At 34.2% G+C, this 15965-nt stretch carries 16 protein-coding genes; 12 read left to right on the forward strand and 4 right to left on the reverse strand.

Annotated elements, in window-relative coordinates:
- Positions 1 to 53: 53 nt before the first annotated feature.
- The 4 genes from MV052_RS07485 to MV052_RS07500 all read right to left on the reverse strand — a co-directional run bounded on the left by MV052_RS07485 (position 54) and on the right by MV052_RS07500 (position 4993).
- Positions 54 to 935 (reverse strand): CoB--CoM heterodisulfide reductase iron-sulfur subunit B family protein, encoded by an 882-nt coding sequence (locus MV052_RS07485; protein ID WP_297442601.1) that lies wholly within the window; start codon positions 933 to 935, stop codon positions 54 to 56.
- Between the two features lie 9 nt (positions 936 to 944).
- On the reverse strand, positions 945 to 1925 hold the full coding sequence (gene sdhB / locus MV052_RS07490) for a succinate dehydrogenase iron-sulfur subunit (protein ID WP_297442604.1): 981 nt from the start codon (positions 1923 to 1925) through the stop codon (positions 945 to 947).
- Between the two features lie 15 nt (positions 1926 to 1940).
- Positions 1941 to 3653, reverse strand: a complete 1713-nt coding sequence (gene sdhA / locus MV052_RS07495) for a succinate dehydrogenase flavoprotein subunit (protein WP_297442607.1) — start codon at positions 3651 to 3653, stop codon at positions 1941 to 1943.
- Positions 3654 to 3781: 128 nt separating this feature from the next.
- Positions 3782 to 4993, reverse strand: a complete 1212-nt coding sequence (locus MV052_RS07500; RefSeq protein ID WP_297442610.1) for a GGDEF domain-containing protein — start codon at positions 4991 to 4993, stop codon at positions 3782 to 3784.
- Positions 4994 to 5077: 84 nt separating this feature from the next.
- Between MV052_RS07500 and MV052_RS07505 the strand changes: the two genes are divergently transcribed.
- The 12 genes from MV052_RS07505 (at position 5078) to MV052_RS07560 (ending at position 15771) form a co-directional block, all read left to right on the forward strand.
- Positions 5078 to 5896, forward strand: coding sequence for a thiamine-phosphate kinase (locus MV052_RS07505; RefSeq protein WP_297442613.1), 819 nt, complete (start codon positions 5078 to 5080; stop codon positions 5894 to 5896).
- A 13-nt stretch (positions 5897 to 5909) separates the two neighbouring features.
- On the forward strand, positions 5910 to 6983 hold the full coding sequence (truD, locus tag MV052_RS07510) for a tRNA pseudouridine(13) synthase TruD (protein WP_297442616.1): 1074 nt from the start codon (positions 5910 to 5912) through the stop codon (positions 6981 to 6983).
- A gap of 17 nt (positions 6984 to 7000) precedes the next feature.
- Positions 7001 to 7831, forward strand: a complete 831-nt coding sequence (locus tag MV052_RS07515; protein ID WP_297442620.1) for a phosphatidylserine decarboxylase — start codon at positions 7001 to 7003, stop codon at positions 7829 to 7831.
- 170 nt (positions 7832 to 8001) lie between these two features.
- On the forward strand, positions 8002 to 10836 hold the full coding sequence (napA, locus tag MV052_RS07520) for a nitrate reductase catalytic subunit NapA (protein ID WP_297442623.1): 2835 nt from the start codon (positions 8002 to 8004) through the stop codon (positions 10834 to 10836).
- Between the two features lie 23 nt (positions 10837 to 10859).
- Complete coding sequence (gene napG, locus MV052_RS07525; RefSeq protein ID WP_297442625.1) at positions 10860 to 11660, forward strand: ferredoxin-type protein NapG; 801 nt, start codon at positions 10860 to 10862, stop codon at positions 11658 to 11660.
- Positions 11657 to 12487 carry a quinol dehydrogenase ferredoxin subunit NapH gene (gene napH / locus MV052_RS07530; RefSeq protein ID WP_297442628.1) on the forward strand — a complete coding sequence of 277 codons (831 nt, stop codon included), beginning with the start codon at positions 11657 to 11659 and terminating at the stop codon, positions 12485 to 12487. The genes napG and napH overlap by 4 nt, the downstream gene beginning before the upstream one ends.
- 1 nt (position 12488) lies before the next feature.
- Positions 12489 to 13154 carry a nitrate reductase cytochrome c-type subunit gene (locus MV052_RS07535; protein WP_297442630.1) on the forward strand — a complete coding sequence of 222 codons (666 nt, stop codon included), beginning with the start codon at positions 12489 to 12491 and terminating at the stop codon, positions 13152 to 13154.
- Positions 13155 to 13158: 4 nt separating this feature from the next.
- Positions 13159 to 13653 (forward strand): ferredoxin-type protein NapF, encoded by a 495-nt coding sequence (locus MV052_RS07540; RefSeq protein ID WP_297442632.1) that lies wholly within the window; start codon positions 13159 to 13161, stop codon positions 13651 to 13653.
- Positions 13650 to 14600, forward strand: coding sequence for a WD40 repeat domain-containing protein (locus MV052_RS07545; RefSeq protein WP_297442635.1), 951 nt, complete (start codon positions 13650 to 13652; stop codon positions 14598 to 14600). The genes MV052_RS07540 and MV052_RS07545 overlap by 4 nt, the downstream gene beginning before the upstream one ends.
- A 9-nt stretch (positions 14601 to 14609) precedes the next feature.
- Positions 14610 to 15053: a PAS domain-containing protein gene (locus tag MV052_RS07550; protein ID WP_297442638.1), complete on the forward strand. Its 444-nt coding sequence runs from the start codon at positions 14610 to 14612 to the stop codon at positions 15051 to 15053.
- A 17-nt stretch (positions 15054 to 15070) separates the two neighbouring features.
- Positions 15071 to 15469, forward strand: coding sequence for a chaperone NapD (locus MV052_RS07555; RefSeq protein WP_297442642.1), 399 nt, complete (start codon positions 15071 to 15073; stop codon positions 15467 to 15469).
- Between the two features lie 2 nt (positions 15470 to 15471).
- Positions 15472 to 15771 carry a hypothetical protein gene (locus tag MV052_RS07560; RefSeq protein WP_297442645.1) on the forward strand — a complete coding sequence of 100 codons (300 nt, stop codon included), beginning with the start codon at positions 15472 to 15474 and terminating at the stop codon, positions 15769 to 15771.
- Positions 15772 to 15965 lie beyond the last annotated feature (194 nt).

Here is a 15965-nt window from a genome sequence, read left to right on the forward strand (position 1 = left end):
AAGTGATTTTATATAACTCAGAATTTATACTGAGTTATATAAAAGGTTGAAAATTAAACGAAGTCTACTGTCTCAACATGATGTTTAAGACCAAGTTCTTCTTTTGAACAACCAAGTGCAAGTCCTATCATTTGTTGCATATGTAGAACTGGAAGTGCTACATCGCGACCAACAGCTTTTGAGAGATGATCTGTTTGTGTATCTAGTTTAAGGTGACAAAGTGGACATGGAGTAACAATCCAGTCAGCATTGCCATCCATTGCACCCGCAACTGCTTTACCAGCTAAAACTGCTGATGTATGAGGTGCTTGAAGTTCAACATGAAAACCACAACATTTATTTTTCTCTTCATAATCTACTGTCTCGCCACCACAAGCAATGATTAGGTCATCAAGTGAAGTAGGGTTATAAGGATTTTCTGGAGTTTTATGTGTTTCATTTTGAAGCTCACTTGGACGGATGTTATGACAACCATAAAATGGTGCTATATTAAATTGACTCAGTGGAGTAACAACCATCTCTTTAACTTTATCTAAGCCAATATCATCAATAATCGCATACAAAAAGTGAGTGATTTGTGAAGTACCTTTGTACTCTAAACCTACTTCTGCCAGTTTTTCATTTACACGAGCTTTTAAGTCTGCATCCTTATCTAAACGATGTTTAGTCATAGCAGTGTTAAGTTGGCATGTATTACAAATAGTAACCATTGTAAGACCATGCTTTTCTGCATAGGCAATATTTCTAGCATTCAAAACAAGAGATAAAAAGTCATCATAATCCTGTAGGTGAGAAGCTCCACAACAAGAAGCTTCTGTTAATTCTACAAGTTCAATTCCCAATTTTTCAGCAACTGCCATTGTTGACATCATTTGTTCTGGAGTACTCTGTTTTGCTGTACAACCAGTAAAAAGTGCGTATTTTAATTTTTCCATCTATAACTCCTAAAACTTTGCAGTTGATGATGATTTTACAAGTTTTTGTATTTCATCAAGATTTTCTGATTTTGTAATGCCCCATGGTGGTACAATCTTACCTTTTTTGAACATATTAAATGCAAGAGGTATATGTTTAACAACGGCTGCTCTTTCTGAATAAAGAACCATTCCACCTTCATCAAGAACACCATTTTTAGCGATTGAGTGTTTAAATCCAACAGCATGACGTGTTGCTACATTAGATGTTGCAACACCTTCTGTGAAGAGCCTTTGGTGAAGTTTTGTAATCTTGTCAATAGGATTAACATCTTTTGGACAAGCTTCAGCACATTCAAAACATTTAACACAGTCCCAAAGACCTTGTTTTTCTGCATGTAAATCTTGAAGTCTTGTATCATGTGCCTCATCACGAACATCGATTTCAAAACGATATGCCTTAGCAAACGCAGCTGGACCAAAGAAATCTTCATTGACTTCAACAACTGGACAAGCATAGTGGCAAGCACCACACTGTATACATAAGTCAGCATCATCTAATCGATCTGCTTCTTCAGGTGTAACTAAATGTTCGTTTTCAGGATTTTCATCAATGTCTGAAATAAGGTAAGGTTTGACAGCATCATGTTTCTCCCAAAAATCTCCCTTATCGATAATCATATCTTTAACAGCTCTTTTTTTACTTTGAGGTTCGATAACGAGCTCATTTCCAAAAAGTTCGATCATATTTGTCATGCTTTCTTTACATGCTAGTGTAGGTTTTCCATTGACTTTTATTCCACAAGCTCCACATATACCGTGGCGACAAGATCTTCTGTAAGAAAAACTTCCATCATGATCCCATTTGATTCTGTTTAAAATATCTAAAACAACTTCTTCTGAAGTGACTTCCATATCATAGTTTTCATAATATGGAAGATAGTCTTCATCAGCATTAAAACGAAATACTTTGAAGTTTACTTTTTGTGTAGTAATTGTATTTGTACTCATAAGTTCGTTTTCCTTTTAGTAAGTTCGAGTTTTAAGCTCATGTTTGCCAAGAACGACATCCATATAGTCAAGTGAAAGTTCACCGTTCTCATTCATATAAGCCATAGTGTGTTTTAAAAACTCTTCATCATTTCGTGTATCAAAATCTTCTCTAAAGTGTGCACCACGGCTTTCATTTCTTGCAATAGCACTCTCAACAATAAACATAGAATAGTCGAGCATATGACCAAACTCTATTGCTTCTTGTAGTTCAGTATTAAATACAGTAGATTTATCTTTAATACGAATATTTTTAAAACGCTTACGTAATTCTTGTACTTTTTCTACAGCTTCAGTCAGTGTCTCTTTTGTTCTAAATGCACCTGCGTTTGCTGACATACTTTGTTGTAACTCTTCTCTTAGTGCAGGAATGGTTTCATTGCCATTATTTGTTAAGAACCAGTCTATTTCTTGGAGTGCAGTATTTGCATCTTCCTCAGTTGCTACACGAAGTTCAATAGAATCAATTTCTTCAACCATTGTTTTTCCAACATATCGACCAAATAAAAGTGCTTCAAGAACAGAGTTTGCACCAAGACGATTTGCACCATGAACTGATACACAAGAACACTCACCAGCAGCATAGAAACCTTCTACAAGTTCATCATTGTTCTTACGGACATTTCCTGCGATATTTACTGGAATACCACCCATAGAGTAGTGTGCAGTAGCAGAGATAAGGATAGGTTCTTTAATCATGTCAAGACCTAAAAAAGTGATAGCAAGTTCACGAAGTTCAGGAAGTTTTGTCATGATTAAATCTTTTCCAAGATGTGTCACATCAAGATAAACAGCATCTTTTCGCGGACCTACACCACGACCTTCTCTGATTTCATTTAATATAGCACGAGCAACAACATCACGAGATGCAAGTTCAAGAGCATTTGGAGCATATTTCTCCATAAATCTTTCACCTTCTGAGTTGAAAAGTCTTCCACCTTCACCACGAGCAGCTTCTGAAATAAGTACACCATTTCCAGAAAGACCAGATGGATGAAACTGTACAAACTCCATATCTTCTAAAGGAAGACCATGACGCGCAACGATAGAAAGTCCATCACCAGTATTTGCATGCGCATTTGAGTTAATCTTGAATGCTCTAGCATATCCACCAGTTGCAAACATTACAGATTTTGCATTGAAGATAACAGTTTGCATATCACGGATATTAAAGGCAACTACACCTGAAACTTTTCCATCTTTATAGATAATGTCAGCAGCATACCATTCATCCCAAAACTTAACACCAGCACGATGTGCTTGTTCGTAAATAGTTTGAAGTAGTGTAAGACCAGTTCTGTCTTTTGCAAAACATGCACGAGGTGAAGATTGTCCACCAAAAGGACGTTGTGCTATTTTTCCATCAGGAGTTCTACTAAACGCAGCACCCATTCTTTCTGCCCAACGAATTGTTTCAGGTGCATTTTTACACATAAATTCAACAGCATCTTGGTCAGCTAAGTAGTCAGACCCTTTTACTGTATCAAATTCGTGAAGCTCAACACTATCTTCATCACTAAATGCTGCATTAATTCCACCTTGAGCTGCGCCAGAATGACTCCTCAATGGATGTAACTTTGTAATAACAGCAACTTTTTTTCCTGCAGTTTGCAATTCTCTAGCTGCTGCACATCCTGCAAGACCTGCACCAACTACTATCGCATCGTAAGTATAAATAGGAATACTCATTAACCCATCCTTAATTAAGAACTAAAATATTTTTGATTATATCGTTTATAGTCTTAGGATAGAGTAAATGTGCAGTTGATAGGTGTGAAGTTTGAGTATGTTACTATTATGGACACAAAAATTTTAAATTATTTTCGCATCTCTTTTTGCGCAAGGTCTCTAATCTGCATTATTTTATTTTTTCCAATGCTTTTTGCATATGTTAGAATTTCTTTTGCTTGTTTCATTGCTTCTTCTAAACTTGTATTATTTGCTTTTATAACAAATCCACCTGAAACAGTAATTGTGACAGCACCAGTCTCAGGTACATGAAACTTAAGTTCAGAAATACTTTCTCTAATAGTATCTACTTCTTTAAATGCTTGTTCTTTTGAAGAGCGTGATAATACAATGGTAAACTGGTTGTAGTCTGTTCTGGCTATGACATCAGCAGGTTGTTCATTTAAAGAGATAGTGTAAGCAACTTTTTTCAGCATTGCTTGAGCGACTTCTTGGGTGTAAGCTCTGTTTGATTTTGAAAAATTATCTATCTCTAATACTGTAACAGATGTGAAGTGACTATCTTTAAGACTTTTTTTATGAGAGTAAGAATGTATAAGACCTTTGTAGTTGTTGATGCCAGTCACAGCGTCGATAAGGTTGGGATTGTCACTTACATTACTTTTTCTATTCATTCGTAATGCTATGGCATCTGTTTCAAGTGAAAAAATATCATATTCATCTTTGTTCTTATCAATTTTAAGTAGATATTCAATATCTTTTAAAATGGAATTGAGCATACTTCTGTACCAAAAAGTTGCAAGTAAAATAAGTATAAATACTAATGCTATGATGTATTGTAAAATATCAAACTTTTCTTTACTGTAGGTAACGCTTTTTAAAATTATAGTATCAATTTTATTTGTCACTTCATGAAATGCAAGTTTTAAATCTGCATCTGTATTTTTTTGCACTGTTTTTGTATTTGTATAATAATCGTGAACTGCATTATTAAATTTCTTGATTAATGTAGAAAGTTCTCTTAAATCGTTAAGATATTCACTGCTGTTATTTAAGATATATTTGTCTGTTAAATTATATTTATATAATCTTTGAAGCTTTTCAATATCTTGTTGTAGTTGAACACTTTTTGAATTGAACTCTATGAGAGCCGATTCAAGGTCACTTTTGTCTAGAGTAGTTAGTCTTTTGATTGTCTTTTTTTGTTTGTTTAAAATATCTATCTTATCAAAAGAAAGTTGTTGTTCAAAAGTAAAAACAACAGACAAAAATGATACAAAAAATACAAAAAACAAATATGTGTTAAGATTTTTAAAGATATTCTTAATTGAGTGCTTCATATGGTAATTTTCCTAATAATGTTATAATAGCTTGTCATTCTATATTGACAGTTATTAATATATCCTTAATATGAAGAAGTTTATTTGAATTTAGAAAATTATTTTATATCACAATTTAACAGTAAGCACATTGGTGATGATGGAGCCTTGATAAATGGGTATGTTTATTCAAAAGATGCATTTTTTGAAAATGTTCATTTTAAACGCAGTTGGATGAGCTATTTCCAGATTGCACGAAAAGCAATGCTTGTAAATATTTCGGATGCTGTAGCGATGAACGCAGAACCAAAATACGCACTTTTAAGTGTTGCAATGCCAAAAAATATGAGTAAATCGGATATGCAGCAATTAGCCAAAGGTTTTCTCTCAGCTGCAAAAGAATTTGACATTGACATTATTGGTGGTGACACGATAAGTAATACAAAACTTGATATTGCAGTGACGATTATTTCTCAAACGCAGCGCCCGTTACTGCGTTTAAGAGTTAGACAAAATTATATGTTTGCATATACAGGAATACTAGGAAGGTCGTTAAAAGACTTAAAAAAAGTACAAAATCTTGGAAAAATTCATAAAAATTCAAAATTTATCAATATTAAATTACGAAATAAATTTTTAAAAAATACTCAAAGATTTTTAAAAGCAGGAATGGATATCTCAGATGGTTTATATAGTGATTTAGATAAAATTACAACATTGAACAAAATTGGTCTTGATTTCTTGCACAAAATACCCAAAAATATCGCTTGCAGTGGTGAAGAGTATGAGATGCTTGTTGCCTTTGATAAACGAGATGAAAAAAAGATACGCAGACGTGCCAAGCAAAGTAGAACAAAACTCACTATTTTTGCAAATGCAGCTAGAAACAAATATGTAAACAGATGCAAAGCGCATCATTTTTAAGGAACACAATAATATGGATAGATTTTATTCACTTGAGCATGCAAGTATAGATTTTCACTTTAAACAGTCACCTCGTGATTTTGTGGTTGAAGAGATACCTCTTTATGAGTTTTCAGGAGAGGGTGAACATCTTATTTTACAAGTAAGAAAGAAGAATCTTACTACTAATGAAATGGTAGGGCAGTTTGCTCGCTATTTGGGCATTAAAAACAAAGAGATAGGGTATGCTGGGCTTAAAGATAAGAATGCAATGACTGTACAGTATATCTCTTTGCATAAAAAGTATGAAGAAGCTTTGGAAGGTTTTAGTTTTGATGGAATTAAAATTCTTTCAAAAACGTATCATAATAATAAAATAAGGATAGGACACTTAAAAGGGAACCGTTTTTACATAAAACTTAAAAAAGTTAATCCAACAAGTGCTACAAAAATTGATGAGGCTTTGAAAAATATTGATACTTTTGGTCTTCCAAACTTTTTTGGATATCAAAGATTTGGAAGAGATGGAAACAACCATATACTTGGTGAAAAAATTGCAAAAGGTGAAGCAAGAGAACGAAATCCTAGAGTAAAAAAACTTCTTATCAATGCCTACCAAAGTCACTTATTTAATCTTTGGCTTTCAAGACGACTTGAAATCAATTCTCTTGTTAACAGTTTCAAGGTAGAAGAAATTGAAAGTCTATTAAACATGCCTAATGAAGAAGTGAAAAAGATGAAAGAACAAAAACATCCTTTTAAGCTGATAAGCGGGGATGTTATGGAACATTATCCGCATGGAAGACTTTTTAGCTTTGAAGGTGATGTAGAAGATATAAATAGGTTTCAATCAAGAGAAATTTCTCCTACAGGATTGTTGTGTGGTAAAAAAGTGACACTTGCTACTCAAAATGCATTGAGTATTGAAAAAGATTATGATGATGAAATAAATGCAGATGGAGCAAGACGATATGCATGGATTTATCCTACTGACATTGAAGGTCGTTTCAATCAGATAGAAGCACAATATGAGATGAACTTTACTTTACCAAAAGGTTCGTATGCAACAGTTCTGATAGAAGAAATAGCAAAGAGAAAAATTAATTAAAGAAGGATTTATATAAAATGGAAAAAAGACACATTACTTCAGCAATATCTCAAATATTTGGAAAATTCGCATCAAAAGAGTTTCCACATTGGTTTCAAAATATAGTCAATAACACATATGTGAAACTTATGGGACTTGATATGAGTGAGTTTCATCACCCTAATACCTACAAAAGTTTAAATGCTCTTTTTACGAGAAAGTTAAAGGAGCCAAGAAAGTTTTCACTTGATGCGCAAGATTTTATCTCTCCATGTGATTCTCTTATAACTGAGTGTGGAAAATTGGTAGATGATTATGCATTGCAGATTAAAGGTATGCGTTATAAAGCCGATAATTTTCTTGGAAAAAGCTTCACACAAGAAGAAAAAGATTATATGCACAATGGTGACTTTATAAACTTTTATCTTTCACCAAAAGATTATCATCGTTATCATATCCCTATGAATCTGAAAGTTTTAAAAGCAGTCCATATTCCGGGAAAATTTTATCCTGTAAATATTCCTTCACTAAAAAAACGTATAAATCTTTTTATAGAAAATGAAAGAGTTGTAATCCTGTGTGAAACGCCAGAAGGTAAGAAATTTTATATGGTATTAGTAAGTGCTTTAAATGTTGGAGTGATGAAAGTGGCATTTGAACCGCGTATACAAACCAATGCTGATGTTGCTAGTGAACAAGTCTATGATTTTGATAATTTATATTTAGATAAAGGTGATGACTTCGGTTGTTTTGAAATGGGTTCAACTATTGTTATATTATCTGAAAAAGATATGTTTGAAAAACTTTTAGTCAAAGCAAATCAAAAAGTAAAATTCGCCGATACAGTTGCAAAACTTCATCTTAAATAAATTTTTAAATCTGTTACTATTCTCTACACAAAAGATTAATTCTTTTCAATAGCTTAAAAAAAAAATATAAATATTTTATTTATTTTGATTATTAAGTTATCATACTTAGTGTTAATACGCATCTGTAAAGCATTTATGTTTTAATGATTTTTAAGTTCTAAGGAGAATATATGTCACTTTCTAGAAGAGAATTCCTGAAAAATTCAGCAGCAGCATCTGCAGCAGCGGCAATTGGTATGAGTGTACCAGCCGAGTTAGAAGCAAGCGCAGCTAAAGCTGAGAGTGGATGGAGATGGGATAAGGCAGCTTGTCGTTTCTGTGGTACTGGCTGTGGTATTATGATGGCTACAAAAGATGGTAAAATTGTTGCAGTAAAAGGTGATCCTGCTGCTCCAGTTAATCGTGGTCTTAATTGTATTAAGGGTTACTTTAATGCTAAAATTATGTATGGTGCAGATAGATTAACTACACCATTATTGCGAATGGATGCAAAAGGAAACTTTGATAAAAAGGGTAAATTTGCGCCAGTGACTTGGGAGAGAGCTTTTGACGAAATGGAACTTAACATTCGTAAAGCACTCAAAGCAAGTGGACCTGAGGGTGTGGCAGTTTTTGCATCTGGTCAATATACTATTATGGAAGGTTACGCTGCTCAAAAGATGATGAAAGGTGGATTTCGCTCAAACGCGATTGATCCAAATGCTCGTCATTGTATGGCATCTGCAGTTGTTGGCTTTTACCAAACTTTTGGTATTGATGAACCATCGGGTTGTTATGATGATATCGAACTGACTGATACTGTTGTATCTTGGGGTTCAAATATGGCTGAGATGCATCCTATTCTTTGGTCTCGTGTAACAGATAGAAAACTTTCTGACCCAGAAAGAGTGAAGGTCATCAATATGTCTACTTATAGACATAGAACTTCTGACCTTGCAGATATAGAAATTATCTTTTCACCAAATACTGACCTTGCGATGTGGAATTATATCGCTCGTGAAATTGTTTATAACAATCCAGATGCAATTGATTGGGATTTTTTAAAGAAAAATATTGTCTTTGCTGCAAGTCCTGTAAATATGGGTTATGGTATGAGAAGAACTGGTGAAAAGTCTCTTTCTCCAGCACGTCCTGATGGTTCTGCAGGTAAATATACAGCAAAAGAGATGGAGACAATCAAGCACGAAATGGTACATAATGTTTCTGCAAAAGAAGCACCAGCGTTGGAAGTGTATGGTTACAAAGAAGGTCAAGATATGGTTAATAAACCTGCTGGTCTTAAACACTGGGAAATCTCTTTTGAAGAGTATAAAAAATTCCTTGCACCATATACACTTGATTATGTAGCAAAAATTGCTAAGGGTGATCCGGATGAGTCTATTGAAAGTTTTAAGAAAAAACTTCAAACTTTAGCTGATCTTTACATTGAAAAAGGAAGAAAAGTAGTCTCTTTTTGGACTATGGGTATGAATCAACATACACGTGGTACATGGGTAAATACACTTTCTTATAATGTTCACTTTATGCTAAACAAACAAGCACTTCCAGGTTCTGGAGCATTCTCACTAACTGGTCAACCATCAGCTTGTGGTACTGCTCGTGAAGTTGGAACATTCTGTCACCGTTTACCGGCTGATATGATGGTTAAAAATCCTAAACATAGAAAAATTACTGAAAATAGATGGAAAATTCCTGAGGGAACACTCAATCCAGTTGGTAACCAACACATTATGAAAATTCATCGTGATATTGAAGATGGTGTTGTGAAGTTTGCATGGGTAAATGTTTGTAATGCTTACCAAGATTCAGCTTCTGCAAAACATTGGATTAAAGCAGCAAGAGAGATGGATAACTTCATTGTAACTTCTGATGGGTATCCTGGTATTTCAGCAATGGTGTCTGATCTTGTTCTTCCGTCTGCAATGATTTATGAAAAATGGGGAGCTTATGGTAATGCTGAACGTCGTACACAACACTGGAGACAACAAGTTCTTCCTGTAGGTGATGCGATGAGTGATACGTGGCAATGGATTGAATTATCTAAACGTTTTACAGTTGCTGATGTATGGGGTCCTTATACGCTTAGAAATGGTAAAAAACTTCCAGATGTAAGAAAAGCAGCACATGCGCTTGGATATACTGATGATACAACAATGTATGAAATACTCTATGCAAATAAAGAAGCTAAATCTTATAAAGTTGATATGGATTCATTCCCTCAAAAAGGTTATGACAACACAGAATCTAATGGTGATAGCAGAAATGTTATTGGCTCAGATGGTAAAGTATGGAAGGGTTATGGATTTATGATTCATGAGTACCTGTGGGAAGAGTATGCTTCATTTGGTCGTGGTCATGGTCATGACTTGGCAGACTTTGTTACATATCATAAAGTTCGTGGACTTAAATGGCCAGTTGTTGATGGTAAAGAGACTGCATGGAGATTTAATGTTAAATACGATCCATATGCAGCTAAAGCAGTGGCAAAATCTGGTAATGGTTCAACACATGCATTTTATGGTCCTCTAGCTAAAGCACTCTCACAAGGTGACTTAATGGGCATTACAGATAAAAAGAAAAAATCGCTTAAAGACAAAGCGAAAATATTCGCACGTCCATATATGGATCCACCAGAAATGCCAGATGCAGAGTATGATACTTGGTTAGCTACAGGGCGTGTTCTAGAGCACTGGCATTCAGGTACTATGACTATGCGTGTTCCTGAGCTTTTCCGTGCGGTTCCTGAGGCTTTATGTTATATGAACCCTAAAACGGCAGAAGAAAAAGGTCTCAAACAAGGTGATCTTTGTTGGGTTGAATCACGTCGTGGTAGAGTAAAAGCTCACGTAGAGACTCGTGGTAGAAACAGACCTCCTCGTGGACTTGTATTTGTTCCGTGGTTTGATGAAAAAGTATTTATAAATAAAGTTTGTTTAGATGCAACATGTCCACAATCAAAACAAACAGATTATAAAAAATGTGCTGTTAAAATTTATAAAGCATAAAAAACTAGGAATAAAAAAAGAAAATGAAGACAAAAGCAGGATTGAGCGACAGACGAAAATTTATTCTCAATATGGCGCGAGGCATAGGTCTAGCAAGTATGGGTGGTTTTATCTGGAGTGCTTTTATTGATGAAGTGACAGCTTCTCAGTTAATACTTCGACCACCTGGAGCTATAGGAGAGAAAGATTTTTTAAAAACATGTATTAAATGTGGATTATGTGCAGAAGCATGTCCATATGATACACTCCTGCTTGCAAAACCAGGCGATCATGAACCTTTGGGTACACCGTACTTTATGCCTAGAGATACACCTTGTTATATGTGTACAGATATTCCATGTGTTCCAGTATGTCCTACAGGTGCATTAGATGTATCTAGTGTTACTACTGATGGACACTTAGATATAAATATAGCAGATATGGGGCTTGCAGTTGTTGATGAACAAAGCTGTATTGCATTTTGGGGTATTCAATGTGATGCTTGTTATAGAGCTTGTCCCCTTTTGGGACATGCTATTACTATTGAATATAACAAAAATGAACGTACTGGGAAACATGCATTTATGAAACCAATTGTACATGCTGACGCTTGTACGGGATGTGGACTTTGTGAACATGCTTGTGTTACCGAAAAGCCAGCTATTCATATATTACCTCGTGAAGTAGCTCAGGGTAAGGCAGGTGATTACTATATAAAAGGTTGGGATAAAAAAGACGAAAAACGTTTAAAAGATGCGCATGCAATCCATACAACAACTGAGATAAGTAAGGAAAAAGCTGCAGATAAATTGAATGGTGACTTACTTGAAGGACTATACGAATGAAAAGCTTATGGAATCATTACCGTTATTTGATTTTACGTAGAGTTACACAGCTAGGTTTGTTGTTTTTATATTTTGGTGCGAATGCTTGGGGTTGGACAATGCTTCAAGGAAATCTTAGTTCGTCCATTATTTTAAATGTAGTCCCTATGAGTGATCCTTATGCAGCCTTACAAATGTTAGCGGCTGGTGCTATTTTAGCAACTGACCTTTTAGTTGGTGTCGCAGTTGTGACGTTTTTTTACTTTATTATAGGTGGACGGGCATTTTGTTCATGGGTTTGTCCTATTAATATGGTAACTGACTTTGCAGCTTTTGTTCGTGAACTTATTGGAATGAACAAGCTTACAGGTGTTAAACAACCAGCTTCAAGAAATTTACGATATTGGGTTTTAGGTTTAAGTCTTGTAATATCAGCAATTATGGGTGTTACTGCGTTTGAGTTTATTAGTCCTATATCTATGCTTCATCGAGGTATCATATTTGGTATGGGATTTGGTTGGATGGCTGTACTTGTGATTTTTCTTTTTGATTTATTCGTCTTAAAAAATGGATGGTGTGGTCATATTTGCCCACTTGGTGGGTTTTACTCCATTCTTGGTAAATTTAGTCTTATTCGAGTACATCATTCTGAAGAGAATTGTACGTTATGTATGAAATGTAAGGTAGTTTGTCCTGAAAATCAGGTTCTATATATGGTAGGAAAAGAGTCTTTACCTGTTTTATCTGGTGAATGTACAAATTGTGCGAGATGTATTGAAGTATGTGATGATGATGCTCTTAATTTTTCGATTAGAAGCATGGCACAAAATAAAAAAATGGGAGAGTAAAATGAAAATTATAAATAAAATAACACTTGGTTTAGTAACCGCTACACTTCTTTTTGTTGGATGTAGTCAAAACGCTACTCCAGCAAAAAAAGAAGTTGTAAAAGCAACTATTAGTGAAGATTCACTTGGTCTGAGAAAGGCAAGCTTATTTAATGAAGCAGAGATTAAGCCTAATGGGACAGAATATTCTCAAAATTATGCTGGAAGTGGACATAAGATAAAAAGAGCATTTCAAGATGCTCCACCTATGATTCCTCACGATGTAACAGGACTTATCCCGATTACAATTAATGATAATCAGTGTCTAGGATGTCATATGCCAGAAGTTGCTTCAAGTATGGGTGCAACTCCGATTCCACCTTCTCACTTTATGGATTTTAGACCTGTAACAACTATTGCAGCAGATGGTGAACTAGAGAAAAATGGTCATGTAATTAAGAACACTTCAAGTGAAGAACTTAAAAATGTTTCTATAAAGTCTACACATGGTAAATTATATGGTGGTCGTTATAACTGTACACAATGTCATGCTCCTCAGGCGACTGAACCTTTAGCAGTTAAAAACAACTTTCAAGCTGATTATACTGATAAAGATGGTGCAAATAAATCAAGCTGGCAAGGTACTAAACTCATGGAAGGCATTAATACTTACGAGAGTAGTAAATAACAGTATGGAAAGACGAGAGCTTTTTAGCTTTCTCTCTTCATCTGTAAAAGATGTAGTAAAAGAGAAAGAACCAATACGCATACGACCGCCATATTTTAATGATGAAGATGCCTTTGATAAAGGATGTCAAGAGTGTGATGGTAGATGTGCCACTCTTTGTCAAGAGCAAGTTATAATTATTGGTGAGGATAAGACGCCTTTTTTGGATTTTTCCAAAAGTGGTTGTACCTATTGTGATGATTGTGCAACTGCGTGTGAGTTTGGTGTTTTAAATATAGCTGATAAACAGTTGATAAATGTTGATGTAGTGATAGATACTAAGAGTTGTATGAGCTGGGATGGGGTGATGTGCTTTTCTTGTAAAGATCCGTGTTTAGAAGATGCTATAGAGTTTAAAGCAATGTTTATGCCTACAATCAATCAAGACAAATGTACTTCTTGTGGCTTTTGTATAAGTCGATGCCCATCTTATGCCATACATGTTAAGGAAAACAAATGATAAAAATAGCTTTACTTTTTTTGATGCTAACTTCTCTTTTTGCAACAAGTGTTAAAAAACCTGATGCAAGATATATGGCTAGTGGAGCAGTTACAGATTTAGTTTATGACAGCGCGAAACTTTATGCAGCTACCTCTGCAAGTTGTGTAGATATTTTTGATGTGAATAAAAAAAGTAAGATTAAGACAATTACAATTCCTCAAATCAAAGATTTTATGGGTGATGCAATTAATGCTAAAGTGTTTTCTGTTGATGTGCTAGGTGATAAGGTATTGTTATTGTCTCAAGCAGAACATGGTTATAGAAAAGTTGAAATATTTGAAAATATGAAATCTATAAACGCAGTTACAACTGCTGAAAAATTGCATATTGCTAAAGCAAAATTTCTTGATAAAGAGACTTTGTTACTTGGGCTTTTAAGTAATGATATTATTTCTTATAATTTTGTAACACATAAAAGGAACTGGACAGTTCAAGCATCGCAGTCGAAATTTTCTAATTTTGCACTCAATGAAGATAAATCAAAAGTGGTTATATCCGATGAAAGTGGTGATTTGCATTTGTTAAGTACAAAAGATGGAAAACTTTTAAAAGTTTTAAGTGGAGAAAATCTAGATAATGTTTTTCAAGTTGTTTTTAAAAACAACATTATTGCAACTGCTGGACAAGATAGACGCAGTGTGATTTATGACTTAAAGTCAAATTCTGCGTACTATATGAAAGCTCCCTTTATTGTTTATAGTGTAGGCTTGTCTCCAAAGGGAAAAATTGCTGCATATTCATATGATGAAAATAACAACATCATGCTTTTTAATACAGCAACAAAAAGTAAACTTGGACTCTACGGTGGTAATAAAATGACATTGACAAACATCCTCTTTATAAATGAAAAAGAATTTTTTGTATCTAGTGATGATAAAGTAATCAATTACTACAAAATTAAATAAGGAGAAGCTATGGAATTTAATGAAAGTGAATTTTTAGTTGAAACAGAAGTGCCTCAAGACGAGTTGATTATTTCTCGAACAGATTTAAATGGAAATATTACCTATGCAAATGAAACTTTTTGTGAAATAAGTGGTTACACAGAAGCTGAATTAGTTGGCAAAGCACATAGCATAGTTAGACATCCAGATATGCCAAAAGCTGCGTTTAGCGATTTGTGGTCTACGATAAAAAATAAAAAACAGTGGATAGGTGTTGTTAAAAATCTTAGAAAGGATAAAGGTTTTTATTGGGTTGAAGCAATTGTTTCTGGTGTTTATAAAAATGGAGAGTTAGTGGAGTATAAATCACTTAGAACCCCAATTAGTTATGAGAAAAAGTTAGAATATCAAAGACTCTATGATAAAATGCGTGCTGAAAATGGTGAAAAAATTAGAAAAATTATTTACGAATAATAGAAGGAATTAAAATTATGAATGTATCAAGTATAGTAGTACAATGTTTACCAAAGTATGTAGAAGAGGTGGCACAAAGCTTAAGGGATTGTGAAGTTTGTGATTATCACATGCATGATGAAAAGGGGCGTGTTATCATTACTATAGAAGGAAAAGGCGTAAGTGAAGAGTTAGAAAAACTTCGTGTTGTTGAAGCAATTCCCCATGTAATAGCAGCAGATATGCAGATGGCTTATAGTGAAGATGAACTTGATGAACATATGGAAGTGATAAACAACCGTGATGCTGTACCTAAAATCTTAAATAATGCAGATGCTGATGTAGATAGAGTAATGTATAATGGAGATATGAAAAAACGCGAAGATATGGTTGCCTTTGCCAAAGAATTTGATGCTGCAAAAGAGAGAGAGGAATAGTAATGGCTGTAATATTTGAAGCTAAGATTTGTGTAAATGAGGGTGATACTTGGTTGATAGAACTTAAAGATACTGTTGATGGTAAAATTATGTTATGTAATGATTTGGATGAACTTGAGAGAAACATAGAAAAACTTGGTGAAGATTATGGTGGTCATATTGATGAAGTGAAATGGCTCAAAGAAGATGATGTTTCTGAAATTATGATGGATGATTTAAGAGTTAAAATGGCTGAGCATAGAGAAAAAATAGAATCAGAACGCGGTGAGTCAATAACTCCTGTTGCAGAACCTTATAATTAATATAATAATTTTATTTGGATTAATAATTATATAATTTTATTAATGTATAATTTATGTAATTTAAACACAAAGGAAAAAAAATGAAAAAAATGTTACTCTCAATGGCAACATTGCCATTAATAATCGGTGGATTAAGTGTAAGTGCTAGTGCGGCAGATGGTGTTAATATCTTTAACGATGCTAAATTTTCAGGA

The organism is Sulfurimonas sp. (genome assembly GCF_026988655.1).
In the GTDB taxonomy this organism is placed as follows: domain Bacteria; phylum Campylobacterota; class Campylobacteria; order Campylobacterales; family Sulfurimonadaceae; genus Sulfurimonas.